The sequence below is a fragment of the Streptomyces sp. A5-4 genome, from assembly GCF_051131715.1.
GTDB lineage: Bacteria > Actinomycetota > Actinomycetes > Streptomycetales > Streptomycetaceae > Streptomyces.
This window is the reverse complement of record NZ_CP178591.1, coordinates 2,798,293-2,811,316: the sequence shown is the minus strand read 5'-3', so window position 1 is coordinate 2,811,316 and position 13,024 is coordinate 2,798,293. Positions and strand designations below refer to the sequence as shown.

Sequence of the window (13,024 nt, the reverse complement as noted above, 5' to 3'; positions counted from 1 at the left end):
TACCACTCCTCGGTACGGGCGGGACTCTTTGCTTATCCTGGGGTCCATGCTGACCCTTTCCCAGGCCCTGCACGACCAGATCGTCGCGCACGCCCGCGCCGACCACCCCGACGAGGCCTGCGGCGTGGTCGCGGGCCCCGAGGGCACCGGCCGGCCCGAGCGCTTCGTCCCGATGCTGAACGCCGCACGCTCTCCCACGTTCTACGAGTTCGACTCGGGGGACCTGCTGAAGCTCTACCGCGAGATGGACGACCGGGACGAGGAACCCGTGATCATCTACCACTCGCACACCGCGACCGAGGCCTACCCGTCCCGTACGGACATCTCGTACGCCAACGAGCCCGGCGCCCACTACGTCCTGGTGTCCACCGCCGACGCCGACGGCGAAGGCCCCTTCCAATTCCGCTCGTTCCGGATCGTGGACGGCGTGATCACGGAGGAAGACGTCATGATCGGGAGCTGAGCAGGGAACCGGCCCCCGGGCCCGTGCTGCGGAAGCGCGCGGCGTACGCCGACGGGGTCACCCCGAAGTGCCGGGCGAAGGCCCTGCGCAGGCTCTCGTCGCTGCCCAGGCCGCTGCGGGCCGCCGCCCCCGTGACGCTCGCGCCGGCCTCAAGGAGGATCCGGGCCGCCTCCAGCCGTACGGCCTCCACGAAGCCGGCCGGGGAGGCGCCGGTCTGCTCCCGGAACAGCCGCGACAGCTGCCGGGTGCTCACCCCGGCGCTCCGGGCCATCGCCCGCAGCCCGTGGTCCGCCGCCGGGTCGGCGACGACGGCGTCCAGCAGGGGACGCAGCCGAGGGTGGCGGGTCGGCGGGGTGCGGGAGGCGGCGGGAACTGCGACTGGCCGCCGGGCCGCTGCAGGAACACCACCAGGTCGCGCGCGACCCGCCTGGCCTCCGCCGCGCCCAGGTCCTGCCCCACCAGGGCCAGGCACACACCGATGCCGGCCGTGACGCCCGCCAAGGTAAAGACCGGCCCGTCCCGCAGTACATGGAGCCGGAAGTCGCCCTGGTCACCGCGGGGGTGGAGTACGACGTACTCGGCATCGGCTACGAGGACATCAGCCCCGAACACCGGGCCGAGATCACCGCTCTCCACCCGCGCCCCGCCGCGGAAGCCGGGGCCCGGCCGGGTGAGACACTGTGCCCGACCCGGGCGGCAGACCCAGGAAGCCGGTGCGAATCCGGCACGGTCCCGCCACTGTGACCAGGCCAAAACGCCTGGAAGCCAGGAACTGAGCTGCCGCCTTCCGCACCACCGACCAGGGGACGAGGAAATCCCCCGGAGGAGGCACACCGCCATGTCCTGGCCCCCGCGTACCCGCGACCTCGCCGCGCTCATAGCCGCCGCCGTGGTTATGCTCCCGCTCACCGCGTGCAGCTCCACCCCGGAGAAGAAACCCGCGGCCGACGCGGGCGCGGGATTCCCGTACACCGTCACCAACTGCGGTGTGAAGACCACCTTCCAGGCGCCCCCGAAGCGCGCCGTCACCATGAACCAGCACGTCACCGAGGTGATGCTGGAGCTCGGCCTCGCCAAGTCACTCGCCGGGACCGCGTATCTCGACGACAAGGTGCTCCCCAAGTACGAGCAGGCGTACGAGGCCACCCCGGTGGTGGCCAAGGAGTACCCCTCGTACGAGAAGCTCCTCGCCGCCGACCCCGACTTCGTCTACGGCGGCTACGCGTCCGCGTTCACGGCCGGCGACGGCCGCAGCCGCGAGGCGCTCAAGAAGTCCGGCATCGAGTCGCGCCTCAACCTGGAGAACTGCGCCAAGGGCAGGATCACCCTCGACGACCTCTACACCGAGGTCCGGCAGACCGGCCGCACCTTCGGCGTCGGCGACCGCGCCGAACGCTGGATCACCGAGGCAAAGGCCACCGACGCCGCCACCGCCAAGAAGCTCAAGGGCCTCGACCCGGTCCCCGTCTTCGTCTACGACAGCGGCGACAAGACCGCCTTCACCGCGGGCGGCAAGGGCATCGGCAACGAGATCATCAGCAGGGCCGGCGGCGCCAACGTCTTCGACGACCTCAACAAGGCGTTCGGCGACGCCTCCTGGGAGAACGTCGTCGACCGCAAGCCCGAGGCCATCGTCATCTACGACTACGGCGCCACCACCGTCGCCCAGAAGAAGAAGCGGCTCCTGGCGGACCCGGCGCTCGCCGATGTCCCCGCCATCAAGAACAAGCGCTTCGCCGTGGTGCCCCTCTCCGACATGGTCCTCGGCGTCCGCGCCCCCGCCGCCATCGAGAAACTGGCCCAACAGCTGCACCCGGACCCGAAGAAGTAGCGCCCGTGCCCTGCGAGACCCCCGCCGCGCGCGGGCGGCTCCGCTACGGCCTCGTGCTCACCGTCCTCGCCGCGGCCCTCGCCCTGGCAACGGTCGCGGGCCTCGCCCTGGGCTCGGTACGGATCCCCGCCGACCGGGTCCTGGAGATCCTCACCGGTGGCGCCGACCCCGGCCCCTACCGCACGATCGTCCTCGACGTGCGGCTGCCGCGCGTCCTGCTCGGCGTGGTCGTCGGCGCCGGGCTCGCCGTCATCGGCACCGTCCTGCAGGCCCTCGTTCGCAACCAGCTCGCCGACCCGTTCCTCCTCGGCGTCTCCTCCGGGGCCTCCGTGGGCGCCGTCGCCGTCATCGTCCTCGGCATCGGCGCGGGCGTCGCCACCACCGTCACCATCCCGCTGGCGGCCTTCGCCGGCGCACTCGCCTCACTCGTCGTCGTGTACGCGCTGGCCCGCACCGGCGGCACCCTCACGACCGGCCGGCTCATCCTCGCCGGAGTCGCCGTCTCCTACATCCTGTCCGCGCTGACCAGCCTCCTCATGGTCACCTCGGCCCGCGCCGACCACCTCAAGGAAATCCTCTACTGGACCCTCGGCGGCCTCGGCAGCGCCCGCTGGGACCAGCTCGCGCTGCCCTCGATCGTCCTCGTAGTCGGCACGGCCCTGCTCCTCGCCGTCGCCCGCCCGCTCGACCTGCTCCTGGTGGGGGAGGAGGGCGCCACCGTCCTGGGCCTGGACACCGGCCGCTTCCGCGCCGCGGTCTTCGTCCTGGCCTCGCTGCTCACCGGCGTACTCGTCGCCTTCAGCGGCGCGATCGGCTTCGTCGGCCTGATGGTCCCGCACGCCGCCCGCATGGTCGTCGGCGCCGGACACCGCAGACTGCTGCCCGTCGCCGCACTCGCCGGAGCCGTCTTCCTGGTGGTGGCCGACCTGGCCGCCCGAACCGTCGCGGCGCCCCAGGACATCCCCGTCGGCGTACTGACAGCCCTGACCGGCGGCCCGTTCTTCCTGTGGATGCTGCGCCGCCGCCCCGAAGGAGCCCCCGCATGACCGAGCTGCGCACCGAGGGACTCAGTTACGGAATCGGGGGCCGCCACCTCGTCGACGACGTGGACCTGACAGCCACGCACGGCGAGACCGTCGGCCTGGTCGGCCCCAACGGCAGCGGCAAGACGACACTGCTGCGCTGCGTCTACGGGACCCTGCCGCCCACCCACGGCCGGGTCCTGCTCGACGGCGACGACCTGCACGCCATGGGGGCGAAGGCCCGCGCCCGGCGCATCGCGACGGTCCCGCAGGACGGCCAGGCGGGCTTCGAGCTGACCGTCCGCGAAGTCGTCGCCATGGGCCGCTCCCCGCACAAACGCTTCTGGGAGGCGGACACCGGGACCGACGCGGAGCTCGTACGGTCCGCTCTCACCCGGGTCGGCGTCGCCGACCTCGCCGAACGGGGCTTCGCCTCCCTGTCAGGCGGCGAACGCCAGCGGGCCCTGATGGCGCGGGCCCTCGTCCAGCAGCCGTCGCTGGTCGTCCTCGACGAGCCGACCAACCACCTCGACATCCGCTACCAGCTGGAAATCCTCAGCCTGGTCCGGGAATTGGGCACCACCAACCTCCTCGCCCTGCACGATCTGAACCTCGCGGCGTACTACTGCGACCGCATCTACGTCCTCGCGGCCGGCCGGATCGTCGCATCGGGCACTCCCAAGGAGGTGCTCACCGCCGACCTCCTGCACGCCGTTTACGGCGTATCCGCCGAGGTCAGCATCCATCCCGCGACCGGCGCCCCGACGGTCGTCTACCTGCCGTCGACCCACGCTCGTCCACCTGTCGAACACAATTCGACCACCATGTGAGATCACATTCCGAAACCCGGACCGGGAATCGATACGATGACCGCATGGTTCCCCTCGACGTGAGCGAAAAGACGCCGGGCACGCTGCTCGTCGCGCGCCTGCACGTCGACCTGTGCAGGCTCTCCAGCGCGATGTGTACGAGCCGCAGCCTGCCCTCCCGCCGCACGGCCTGAGCCGCGGCCCGGAGCGCCCCGCCCCACCCGCACCACCCCCGTCCCAGCGCGGGACACCGCCGCGCGCGTCGCACGCCACTCGTCCTCGCCACTTCCGACAGGAGCCCAACGCCATGGCCATCGAGGTCCGCATCCCGACCATCCTCCGCCCCTACACCGACGGCGCAAAGGCCGTCGAAGGCAGCGGGGACACACTCGCCGACCTCTTCACCGACCTGGAGAGCCGGCACAACGGCATCCGGGAGCGGATCGTCGACGGCGGCGAGCTGCGCCGCTTCGTGAACGTCTACCTCAACGACGAGGACGTCCGCTTCCTCGACGGCATCTCCACCAGGCTCGCCGACGGCGACAGCATCACGATCCTCCCGGCCGTGGCCGGCGGCATGGTCTGATGCGGTACGACTCACCCCTCGCCGCGGTCGGCAACACGCCACTCGTCCGCCTCCCGCGGCTCTCCCCGTCGGACGACGTCCGGATCTGGGCCAAGCTGGAGGACCGCAACCCGACCGGCTCCATCAAGGACCGGCCCGCGCTCCACATGGTCGAACAGGCCGAGAAGGACGGCCGGTTGACACCCGGCTGCACCATCCTGGAGCCGACCAGCGGCAACACCGGCATCTCGCTGGCCATGGCGGCCAAGCTCAAGGGCTACCGCATCGTCTGTGTCATGCCGGAGAACACCTCGTCGGAGCGGCGCGAGCTGCTCGCCATGTGGGGTGCGGAGATCATCCCGTCCCCGGCGGCGGGCGGCTCCAACACGGCGGTACGCGTCGCCAAGGAGCTCGCCGCCGAGCACCCCGACTGGGTGATGCTCTACCAGTACGGCAACCCCGACAACGCGGGCGCGCACTACGCCACCACCGGCCCCGAGGTCCTGGCCGACCTCCCCACGATCACCCACTTCGTGGCGGGCCTGGGCACAACGGGCACGCTCATGGGCGTCGGCCGCTACCTGCGCGAGAACGTCCCCGGCATCAAGATCGTCGCAGCCGAGCCGCGCTACGACGACCTGGTCTACGGCCTCCGCAACCTCGACGAGGGCTTCGTCCCCGAGCTCTACGACGCGTCCGTCCTGACCACCCGCTTCTCGGTCGGCTCCGCGGACGCGGTCACCCGCACCCGCGAGCTGCTCCAGCAGGAGGGCATCTTCGCGGGCGTCTCCACGGGTGCGGCGCTGCACGCGGCGATCGGCGTGGGCAACAAGGCGGTGAAGGCGGGGGAGAGCGCGGACATCGTGTTCGTGGTCGCGGACGGCGGCTGGAAGTACCTGTCGACGGGCGTCTACACGGCACCGACGACAGAGGCGGCCATCGAAACGCTCCAGGGCCAGCTCTGGGCGTGACGCCCGCGGCGGGCTGTTCCCCTGCCCGCCCTCCCCCAAACCGGGGGAGGCCCCCGGGCCCCTTGGACGCCCCTCGGGCGTGTCCTCAAACGCCGGACGGGCTGAAAAGTTCAGCCCGTCCGGCGTGCGAGGACCGGGACCGGGGCGTGGGGCGGCCCCCGCGTTCTCCCACCCCGCTCATTTCAGCCGTCCGGCGTTTGAGGACCGGGGTCTGGGGCGGAGCCCCAGTTTCGGGAAGGGGCGGGTAGGGGACAAGCGCCGCAGGCAACCCGCCCGTTAGCGCGGCCAGCGCTCCGCCTGCCCCGGCACGCGTACCCCCCCCCCGTTCAGCTAGGGCCCCGCACCCGCACCCGTGCCCCGCTCGGCCCCGCACACCCGCACCCCGCTCAGCGGGCCAGATGCCGGACCCGCTCCCAAACCGCCGGGTCCGCCACCCCCACCCGCCGCCGAAACTCCCGCACGGCGACATCCCGCAGCTCATCCGTCTCCAGGAAGCTGCGCCGCCCGTTCGCATCACCCACCGCACCCCGCGGCAACGCGATCACCCCGGGCCGCTCCTCATGGTGCTTACTGGTGATCTTCGCGACGAGCGCGTTCCCGCCCCGCACGGAGAGCACCAGACAGGGCCGGTCCTTCGAGCCGGGACCGTCCTCGAAGGGCACGTCGGCCCACCAGATCTCCCCGGGCCGCGGGCTGCGCCCGCCCGTCTTCCGGCGTGGTCCGCGGGGGCGCGCGGGGGGCCGGGTGCGCCCGCCCGGACGACGCCCGCGTTTCCAGCCGTCGGCCAGCGCCGCGACCAGCGCGATCACCACGACGGCGACCAGCGCCGGCCACCAGGACGTGTTCATACCCCGACGGTACCGGCGCGCGGCCCGAATCGCGCGCCCCGCCCGAACCGGTGACAGCGCAGGTGAGTTCCCCCACAACAGACGGTCATCGAGGAGCGACCAGGTCTTTCGCGCCTTACGCTCGACGAACCCGCACGAACCCTCCCCGTCTCTTGTCACGGAGGTTCACGCTCCATGAAGCTCACCGTCGTCGGCTGCTCAGGGTCGTTCCCGTCCGCGGAATCGGCCTGCTCGAGCTACCTCGTCGAGGCCGACGGCTTCCGGCTGCTTCTCGACCTGGGCAACGGCGCCCTCGGCGAGCTGCAGCGCCACGTCGGTCTCTACGACATCGACGCCGTCTTCCTCAGCCATCTGCACGCGGACCACTGCATCGACATGTGCGGTTATTTCGTCGCTCGCTACTACCGGCACGAGGGTGGTCGACCGCCGTCGATCCCGGTGTACGGCCCGGAGGGCACCGAGCAGCGCCTGACCACGGCGTACGCCGACACTCCCAGCGAGAAGTCGATGAGCGAGGTCTTCGACTTCCACACGCTGAAGTCCGGCTCCTTCGACATCGGCCCCTTCTCGGTGCGTACGGAGAAGGTCTGCCACCCCGTCGAGACGTACGGCATCCGTATCGAGCACGGCGGCAGGGCCCTCACGTACTCCGGTGACACGGGCGTCTGCACGGCCCTGGACGAACTCGCCGAGGGCGCCGATCTGTTCCTCTGCGAGGCGTCCTTCACCTACGGCAAGGAGGACATCGCCGACCTGCACCTCAACGGCAGGGAGGCGGGCGCGCACGCGACCCGCGCGGGCGCGGGCCGGCTGGTCCTCACGCACATCCCGCCCTGGACGAACGCCGAGGTCAACCTCGCGGACGCCCGCGCGGTGTACGACGGCCCGGTGGAACTGGCCACCGCGGGCGCCGAGTACGAGGTCTGACGCGAGCCGTCACGCGAGAAGCCGAAGCCCCCGCGCCCTCCGAACGGAGGGCGCGGGGGCTTCGGCTTCGGCAGCTGGGGCCTGAGGGTTACTTGGCCTCGGCCTTGGCGAGCTCGGCGAGCTCCTCGTCGCTCTCGCGACCGGGGGTCGGGAGGTTCCACTTGGTGATCGCGAAGCGGAAGACCACGTAGTAGATCGCCGCGAAGCAGAGTCCGACCAGCGCTAGGCCCAACGGGTTGGACGCGATACCCAGGTTGAGGAGGTAGTCGATCAGACCTGCGGAGAAGCCGAAGCCGTCCCGCATGCCCAGCGCCCAGGTCAGTGCCATGGAGATACCGGTCAGCACGGCGTGGATCGCGTACAGCACCGGCGCGATGAACATGAAGGTGAACTCGATGGGCTCGGTCACACCGGTCACGAAGGACGTGAGGGCGAGCGAGAACATCATGCCGCCGACGACCTTGCGACGCTCGGGGCGTGCGCAGTGGACGATCGCGAGGCAGGCCGCCGGGAGGGCGAACATCATGATCGGGAAGAAGCCGGTCATGAACTGTCCGGCGCTCGGGTCGCCTTCGAGGAAGCGGGCGATGTCGCCGTGCTTGCCGTTGTACTCGCCGGCCTGGAACCACGGGAAGGAGTTCAGCAGGTGGTGCATGCCCACGGGGATCAGCGCACGGTTGGCGACACCGAATATGCCCGCGCCGACGGCGCCGGAGTTGACGAGCATCTCGCCGAAGTTGTGCAGACCGGCGCCGAGGATCGGCCAGATGAGACCGAAGATGATGCCGATGAGCAGACCCGCGAAGGACGCGAGGATCGGAACGAGGCGGCGACCGCCGAAGAAGCCGGCCCAGTCGGGCAGCTTGGTGCGGTGGAAGCGCTGGTAGAGCAGGGCGACGACGATGCCCATGACGACACCGCCGAGTACACCGGCGTTCACCGGGGCCTCATTCATGACGATCTTGCCGTCGGCGACCGCGGCGACCTTCGGCAGGTTGCCGTCGGTGAAGGTGGCGAGCACCTTCTGGAAGACCAGGTAACCGGCGACGGCCGCGAGAGCCGTCGAGCCGTCGGACTTCTTTGCGAAGCCGATCGCGATACCGACGGCGAACAGCAGCGGCATGTTGTCCAGGATCGCGCCGCCGCCGGCCGCCATGTAGCTGGCGATCTTTGTGATGACGGTCGGGAACGATTCCTTGCCGAGCATGTCGCCCTGGCCGAGACGCAGCATGAGCGCGGCGGCAGGCAGCACGGCGACCGGCAGCATGAGGCTGCGGCCGATGCGCTGCATGACGGCCATCGCGCCGGAGCCCTTTTTCTTGACGGCCGCGGGGGCGGCGCTGTCCGTGGACATCAATTCCTCCATGGGGCAAGGCGCCGCCAGGGGACACGGAAAAAGGACGGCGGCGTCTTCGGGGGTACGTGACCGAAGGCCACGTGGTCTACACCACTCAGTGGTGTAGACCTGTTTTAGCACGGTGAAGGACAGATGAGGAACCCTCGATTTCCGTGCTCAGGGACACATCCGCACACGTACGACAAAGGCCCCCGGACCGTGAGGTCCGGGGGGCCTTTGGGCGGCATGGGCGCGAGGGCCCGCTGTCGCCGATCGCGCGGCTGTCGTGCCGTTATGCCTTTGTGTTGTCCCGTTCGATTTCCTCTTCCAGTTCCTCGGGCTCCCGGCCCGGAGTCGGCAGGTTGAACTTGGTGATCGCGAAGCGGAAGAGCGCGTAATAGATCACCGCGAAGCCGAGACCGATCGGAATGATCAGCCATGGCTTGGTCGCCAGGCCCCAGTTGATGACGTAGTCGATCAACCCGGCCGAGAAGCTGAAGCCGTCCTTCGCGCCCAGCTCCCACGTCACGAACATCGAGACACCCGTGAGCAGCGCGTGGATCGCGTACAGCAGCGGCGCGATGAAGAGGAACGAGTACTCGATCGGCTCGGTGATTCCCGTGACGAACGACGTCAGACCGACCGACAGCATCAGACCGCCCACCGCCTTGCGGCGATGCGGCTTCGCGCAGTGCGTGATGGCCAGCGCCGCGGCCGGCAGCGCGAACATCATGATCGGGAAGAAGCCTGTGGTGAACTGGCCCGCCGTCGGGTCGCCCGCCAGGAACCGGTTGATGTCACCGTGGACGACCGTGCCGTCGGGCTTCGTGAAGTCGCCGAACTGGAACCACACGAAGACGTTCAGGAACTGGTGGAGGCCGATCACCAGCAGCGCACGGTTTGCGACACCGAAGATGCCCGAGCCGCTCGCCCCCAGATCCACCAGCCACTTGCTGAAGCTCGTGAGTCCGTCACCGATCGGCGGCCACACCCACAGGCAGATCGCCGCGAACGCGATCGCCACGAACGCCATGATGATCGGGACAAGTCGGCGGCCGTTGAAGAAGCCCAGCCAGTCCACCAGCTTCACGCGGTGATAGCGCTGCCAGAACCACGCCGACATCAGCCCCATGACGATGCCGCCGAAGACACCCGGATTCTGATACGTCGCCGCCGTGAAGGTCTCCCCGGCCAGGCAGCCGCCCGTGACCGTCGTCGAACCCGACGGGCAGGCCACCGGGAACTGGTGCAGCACCGAGTAGTAGACGAGGAAACCGGCCACCGCCGCGAGCGCGGTCGAGCCGTCCGACTTCTTGGCCATACCGATCGCCACACCCACCGCGAACAGCAGCGGCAGCCCCAGCGAGGAGTCCAGCAGCGCACTGCCCGCACCCGCCATGACCTTCGCGATGTTCGTCCAGCCCAGGCCCTCGTCACCGAACACGTCCGGCTGACCGAGGCGGTTGAGGATGCCGGCCGCCGGGAGCACGGCGATGGGAAGCTGGAGGCTGCGCCCCATCTTCTGCAGGCCCTGGAAGAGACCGTTCCACCACTTCTTCCCCGGCGCGTTCTTCTGTGGCACGGCCGCGCTGTTCGAACTCATCGGCGTCCTCCCGGAACAAGCCAGGTTTGGCGGGCGTTGAAAACTGGTGTAGACCAGTCGCGATACGGTCCGGAGCTCGGCCGGAAGACAGGGCGCCGGTGATCGCCATCATTCGGTACGAGGCGCCTACGCGCCCGCGAAGTTGGGCCAACCGTGAGTTACCGTGTCAAAGCGGACCAACGGTGGGCCGAGACTTGGTGCTTTGGAAAACAGGGAGAAAGACATGGCCAGCAAGGCTGAGAAGATCGTCGCCGGTCTCGGCGGTATCGACAACATCGAAGAGATCGAAGGCTGCATCACTCGCCTCCGCACCGAGGTCCACGACCCCAGCAAGGTCGACGAAGTCGCCCTCAAGGCCGCGGGCGCCCACGGCGTCGTCAAGATGGGCAATGCGATCCAGGTCGTCATCGGCACCGACGCGGACCCCATCGCAGCCGACATCGAAGACATGATGTGAGCAGCTGACACCCGCTCGGCACCGAGGGCCCGTTCCGCATCCGGAACGGGCCCTCACCCATCTGCCGATAGGCTCGTCCCATGTCTCGTATCGACGGCCGCACGCCCGAACAGCTCCGCCCTGTCACCATCGAACGCGGATGGAGCAAGCACGCGGAAGGCTCTGTCCTCATCTCCTTCGGCGACACCAAAGTCTTCTGCACCGCCTCCGTCACCGAAGGCGTCCCGCGCTGGCGCAAGGGCAGCGGCGAAGGCTGGGTCACCGGCGAATACTCGATGCTGCCGCGCGCCACCAACACCCGCGGCGACCGCGAGTCCGTCCGCGGCAAGATCGGTGGCCGCACCCACGAGATCAGCCGCCTCATCGGCCGGTCCCTGCGCGCCGTCATCGACTACAAGGCCCTCGGCGAGAACACCGTCGTCCTGGACTGCGACGTACTCCAGGCCGACGGCGGCACCCGCACCGCGGCCATCACCGGCGCCTACGTCGCCCTCGCCGACGCCATCACCTGGGCCCAGGGCAAGAAAATCATCAAGGCCAACCGCCAGCCCCTCACCGGCACCGTCTCCGCCGTCAGCGTCGGCATTGTCGACGGCGCCCCCCTCCTCGACCTCTGCTACGAGGAGGACGTCCGCGCCGACACCGACATGAACGTCGTCTGCACCGGCGACGGCCGCTTCGTCGAGGTCCAGGGCACCGCCGAGGCCGAGCCCTTCGACCGCAAGGAGCTCAACGCCCTCCTCGACCTCGCCGCCGGCGGCTGCGCCGACCTCACCGCCCTGCAGGCCCGCGCCCTGCAGACCGAGCCCCTCCAGAGCTGAGCAACCGTTGACGCCCCACCGGCGTCGTAACGGATACGGGCGCACGGGCAGAACCGTGCGCCCGTCCGCACAACCAGCCCGCCGCTCGCTCGTCCGTATTGCTCGGGGAGGACCGTTCCATGGCCGCCAGTCGTCGCCGTATAGCCGTCGTGATCGCCGCGACAGCCCTGGTCGTACCCATCACCCTCGGCTGCAGCGCCGTGAACAAGGCAATGGACTGCGTCCAGGCCGCAGACTCCATCGCGCAGAGCGTCGACAAGCTCCAGGAGGCCGTCAACAACGCCTCGGAGAACCCGCTCCAGGCCGAGCAGGCCCTCAACGACATCGACAAGGAACTGACCGACCTCGGCGACAAGACCGACAACGCCGACCTCAGCAAGGCCGTCGACGACCTCAACACCGGTGTGGGCAACGTCCGTCAGTCCATCAAGGACGGCGACGCCACCCCCGACATCGGCCCGGTCACCAGCGCGGCCACCGAAGTCGGCAAGGTCTGCACGCCGTAGTCCCGAGCCACTCCGGGGGCCCTGGGACAATCGGCTCATGACGCGCCTGATCCTCGCCACCCGCAACGCCGGGAAAGTAACCGAACTCCACGCGATCCTCGCCGACGCAGGCCTGCCGCACGACCTGGTCGGCGCGGACGCGTACCCCGAGATCCCCGACGTCAAGGAAACCGGCGTCACCTTCGCCGAGAACGCCCTCCTCAAGGCCCACGCCATGGCCAAGGCCACCGGCCTGCCCGCCATCGCCGACGACTCGGGCCTGGCGGTCGACGTCCTCGGCGGCGCCCCCGGTATCTTCTCGGCCCGCTGGTCCGGCACCCACGGCAACGACCGCGCCAACCTCGACCTGCTCCTGGCCCAACTCGGAGACATCGCGACCCCGCACCGCACGGCCCACTTCGCCTGCGCGGCAGCCCTGGCCCTGCCGGACGGCACGGAACGCGTGGTCGAGGGCCGCATGCCGGGTATTCTCCGCCACACCCCCAAGGGCACGAACGGCTTCGGCTACGACCCGATCCTCCAGCCGGACGGCTACGACATCACCTGCGCGGAGCTGACCCCGGCACAGAAGAACGCGATCAGCCACCGGGGGAAGGCGTTCCGGGCGCTGGTGCCGGTGGTGCGGGAGCTGGTGGGGTAGGCGCCGTGCCGCAGAAAACGGCCTGCGAACCAACCATCGATTCGCAGGCCGTTCAGTGTGCGGCGGAAGGGATTCGAACCCTCAAGCCGTTTCACGGGCCACAGATCCTAAGTCTGTTGTGTCGCCAGATGCACCACCGCCGCTAGCCGTCTGCCATAGTACCGGGCGCGCGGCCGACGGGGCATTCGGCGGCGATGGCGCGGAGGCGTGCGGTTTCTTCTTCCG

16 protein-coding genes, 1 tRNA gene, 1 pseudogene and 1 riboswitch are annotated in these 13,024 nt (G+C 69.7%); of the genes and pseudogenes, 13 read left to right on the top strand and 5 right to left on the bottom strand.

The features are described 5' to 3' along the window. Positions 1–46: 46 nt before the first annotated feature. Positions 47–463: a Mov34/MPN/PAD-1 family protein gene (locus ACLLJJ_RS13025; RefSeq protein ID WP_434590176.1), complete on the top strand. Its 417-nt coding sequence runs from the start codon at positions 47–49 to the stop codon at positions 461–463. Here the strand turns inward: ACLLJJ_RS13025 and ACLLJJ_RS13020 are convergent. Then, positions 447–716 (bottom strand): helix-turn-helix domain-containing protein, encoded by a 270-nt coding sequence (locus ACLLJJ_RS13020; protein WP_434590173.1) that lies wholly within the window; start codon positions 714–716, stop codon positions 447–449. The genes ACLLJJ_RS13025 and ACLLJJ_RS13020 overlap by 17 nt on opposite strands. Before the next feature lie 263 nt (positions 717–979). Here ACLLJJ_RS13020 and ACLLJJ_RS13015 point away from each other — a divergent pair. From ACLLJJ_RS13015 to ACLLJJ_RS12985, 7 genes and pseudogenes are all read left to right on the top strand, one after another. After that, positions 980–1,108: pseudogene (locus ACLLJJ_RS13015) on the top strand (diguanylate cyclase); the annotation flags it as partial. Positions 1,109–1,155: 47 nt separating this feature from the next. Then, positions 1,156–1,248, top strand: a riboswitch (adenosylcobalamin (AdoCbl) riboswitch). A 53-nt stretch (positions 1,249–1,301) separates the two neighbouring features. Then, a complete protein-coding gene (locus tag ACLLJJ_RS13010) occupies positions 1,302–2,294 on the top strand; it encodes an ABC transporter substrate-binding protein (protein WP_434590170.1) in 993 nt (330 codons plus the stop codon). A gap of 5 nt (positions 2,295–2,299) precedes the next feature. Beyond that, complete coding sequence (locus ACLLJJ_RS13005; protein ID WP_434590167.1) at positions 2,300–3,340, top strand: FecCD family ABC transporter permease; 1,041 nt, start codon at positions 2,300–2,302, stop codon at positions 3,338–3,340. Further along, positions 3,337–4,146 (top strand): ABC transporter ATP-binding protein, encoded by an 810-nt coding sequence (locus ACLLJJ_RS13000; protein WP_434590164.1) that lies wholly within the window; start codon positions 3,337–3,339, stop codon positions 4,144–4,146. The genes ACLLJJ_RS13005 and ACLLJJ_RS13000 overlap by 4 nt, the downstream gene beginning before the upstream one ends. A gap of 44 nt (positions 4,147–4,190) precedes the next feature. Further along, a complete protein-coding gene (locus ACLLJJ_RS12995) occupies positions 4,191–4,319 on the top strand; it encodes a putative leader peptide (RefSeq protein ID WP_434590161.1) in 129 nt (42 codons plus the stop codon). A 113-nt stretch (positions 4,320–4,432) separates the two neighbouring features. After that, on the top strand, positions 4,433–4,711 hold the full coding sequence (locus tag ACLLJJ_RS12990) for a MoaD/ThiS family protein (RefSeq protein WP_434590158.1): 279 nt from the start codon (positions 4,433–4,435) through the stop codon (positions 4,709–4,711). Next, a complete protein-coding gene (locus ACLLJJ_RS12985; RefSeq protein WP_434590155.1) occupies positions 4,711–5,661 on the top strand; it encodes a PLP-dependent cysteine synthase family protein in 951 nt (316 codons plus the stop codon). Before ACLLJJ_RS12990 ends, ACLLJJ_RS12985 begins: the two co-directional genes overlap by 1 nt. A gap of 386 nt (positions 5,662–6,047) precedes the next feature. Here ACLLJJ_RS12985 and ACLLJJ_RS12980 read toward each other — a convergent pair whose 3' ends face one another. Next, positions 6,048–6,509, bottom strand: a complete 462-nt coding sequence (locus tag ACLLJJ_RS12980; RefSeq protein ID WP_434590152.1) for a type II toxin-antitoxin system PemK/MazF family toxin — start codon at positions 6,507–6,509, stop codon at positions 6,048–6,050. Between the two features lie 174 nt (positions 6,510–6,683). Here ACLLJJ_RS12980 and ACLLJJ_RS12975 point away from each other — a divergent pair, with 174 nt between their 5' ends. Further along, positions 6,684–7,436 carry an MBL fold metallo-hydrolase gene (locus tag ACLLJJ_RS12975; protein ID WP_434590149.1) on the top strand — a complete coding sequence of 251 codons (753 nt, stop codon included), beginning with the start codon at positions 6,684–6,686 and terminating at the stop codon, positions 7,434–7,436. Between the two features lie 88 nt (positions 7,437–7,524). On the opposite strand, the gene ACLLJJ_RS12970 is transcribed toward ACLLJJ_RS12975, so the two are convergent. Both ACLLJJ_RS12970 and ACLLJJ_RS12965 read right to left on the bottom strand, forming a co-directional pair. Further along, on the bottom strand, positions 7,525–8,790 hold the full coding sequence (locus ACLLJJ_RS12970; RefSeq protein WP_434590146.1) for a PTS transporter subunit EIIC: 1,266 nt from the start codon (positions 8,788–8,790) through the stop codon (positions 7,525–7,527). A 274-nt stretch (positions 8,791–9,064) separates the two neighbouring features. Further along, positions 9,065–10,375, bottom strand: a complete 1,311-nt coding sequence (locus ACLLJJ_RS12965; RefSeq protein WP_434590143.1) for a PTS transporter subunit EIIC — start codon at positions 10,373–10,375, stop codon at positions 9,065–9,067. A gap of 223 nt (positions 10,376–10,598) precedes the next feature. On the opposite strand from ACLLJJ_RS12965, the gene ACLLJJ_RS12960 reads away from it, so the two are divergent. From ACLLJJ_RS12960 to rdgB, 4 genes are all read left to right on the top strand, one after another. After that, complete coding sequence (locus ACLLJJ_RS12960; protein WP_434590140.1) at positions 10,599–10,832, top strand: glucose PTS transporter subunit EIIB; 234 nt, start codon at positions 10,599–10,601, stop codon at positions 10,830–10,832. Between the two features lie 80 nt (positions 10,833–10,912). Next, positions 10,913–11,653 carry a ribonuclease PH gene (rph, locus tag ACLLJJ_RS12955; RefSeq protein ID WP_434590137.1) on the top strand — a complete coding sequence of 247 codons (741 nt, stop codon included), beginning with the start codon at positions 10,913–10,915 and terminating at the stop codon, positions 11,651–11,653. A 119-nt stretch (positions 11,654–11,772) separates the two neighbouring features. Further along, positions 11,773–12,159 (top strand): hypothetical protein, encoded by a 387-nt coding sequence (locus ACLLJJ_RS12950; RefSeq protein ID WP_434590134.1) that lies wholly within the window; start codon positions 11,773–11,775, stop codon positions 12,157–12,159. A gap of 37 nt (positions 12,160–12,196) precedes the next feature. After that, positions 12,197–12,799 carry an RdgB/HAM1 family non-canonical purine NTP pyrophosphatase gene (rdgB, locus tag ACLLJJ_RS12945; RefSeq protein WP_434590131.1) on the top strand — a complete coding sequence of 201 codons (603 nt, stop codon included), beginning with the start codon at positions 12,197–12,199 and terminating at the stop codon, positions 12,797–12,799. 58 nt (positions 12,800–12,857) lie between these two features. Here the strand turns inward: rdgB and ACLLJJ_RS12940 are convergent. Then, positions 12,858–12,942, bottom strand: a tRNA-Leu gene (locus tag ACLLJJ_RS12940). Positions 12,943–13,024: the final 82 nt, after the last annotated feature.

Excerpts from the sequence above, each read along its gene's own strand:
- ACLLJJ_RS13000 (WP_434590164.1), top strand. The coding sequence starts at position 3,337 with ATGACCGAGCTGCGCACCGAGGGACTCAGTTACGGAATCGGGGGCCGC.
- ACLLJJ_RS12960 (WP_434590140.1), top strand. The coding sequence starts at position 10,599 with ATGGCCAGCAAGGCTGAGAAGATCGTCGCCGGTCTCGGCGGTATCGAC.
- ACLLJJ_RS12990 (WP_434590158.1), top strand. The coding sequence starts at position 4,433 with ATGGCCATCGAGGTCCGCATCCCGACCATCCTCCGCCCCTACACCGAC.
- ACLLJJ_RS12995 (WP_434590161.1), top strand. The coding sequence starts at position 4,191 with ATGGTTCCCCTCGACGTGAGCGAAAAGACGCCGGGCACGCTGCTCGTC.
- ACLLJJ_RS12950 (WP_434590134.1), top strand. The coding sequence starts at position 11,773 with ATGGCCGCCAGTCGTCGCCGTATAGCCGTCGTGATCGCCGCGACAGCC.
- rph (WP_434590137.1), top strand. The coding sequence starts at position 10,913 with ATGTCTCGTATCGACGGCCGCACGCCCGAACAGCTCCGCCCTGTCACC.
- ACLLJJ_RS12965 (WP_434590143.1), bottom strand. The coding sequence starts at position 10,375 with ATGAGTTCGAACAGCGCGGCCGTGCCACAGAAGAACGCGCCGGGGAAG.
- ACLLJJ_RS12985 (WP_434590155.1), top strand. The coding sequence starts at position 4,711 with ATGCGGTACGACTCACCCCTCGCCGCGGTCGGCAACACGCCACTCGTC.
- ACLLJJ_RS12975 (WP_434590149.1), top strand. The coding sequence starts at position 6,684 with ATGAAGCTCACCGTCGTCGGCTGCTCAGGGTCGTTCCCGTCCGCGGAA.
- rdgB (WP_434590131.1), top strand. The coding sequence starts at position 12,197 with ATGACGCGCCTGATCCTCGCCACCCGCAACGCCGGGAAAGTAACCGAA.
- ACLLJJ_RS13025 (WP_434590176.1), top strand. The coding sequence starts at position 47 with ATGCTGACCCTTTCCCAGGCCCTGCACGACCAGATCGTCGCGCACGCC.
- ACLLJJ_RS13010 (WP_434590170.1), top strand. The coding sequence starts at position 1,302 with ATGTCCTGGCCCCCGCGTACCCGCGACCTCGCCGCGCTCATAGCCGCC.
- ACLLJJ_RS12980 (WP_434590152.1), bottom strand. The coding sequence starts at position 6,509 with ATGAACACGTCCTGGTGGCCGGCGCTGGTCGCCGTCGTGGTGATCGCG.
- ACLLJJ_RS12970 (WP_434590146.1), bottom strand. The coding sequence starts at position 8,790 with ATGTCCACGGACAGCGCCGCCCCCGCGGCCGTCAAGAAAAAGGGCTCC.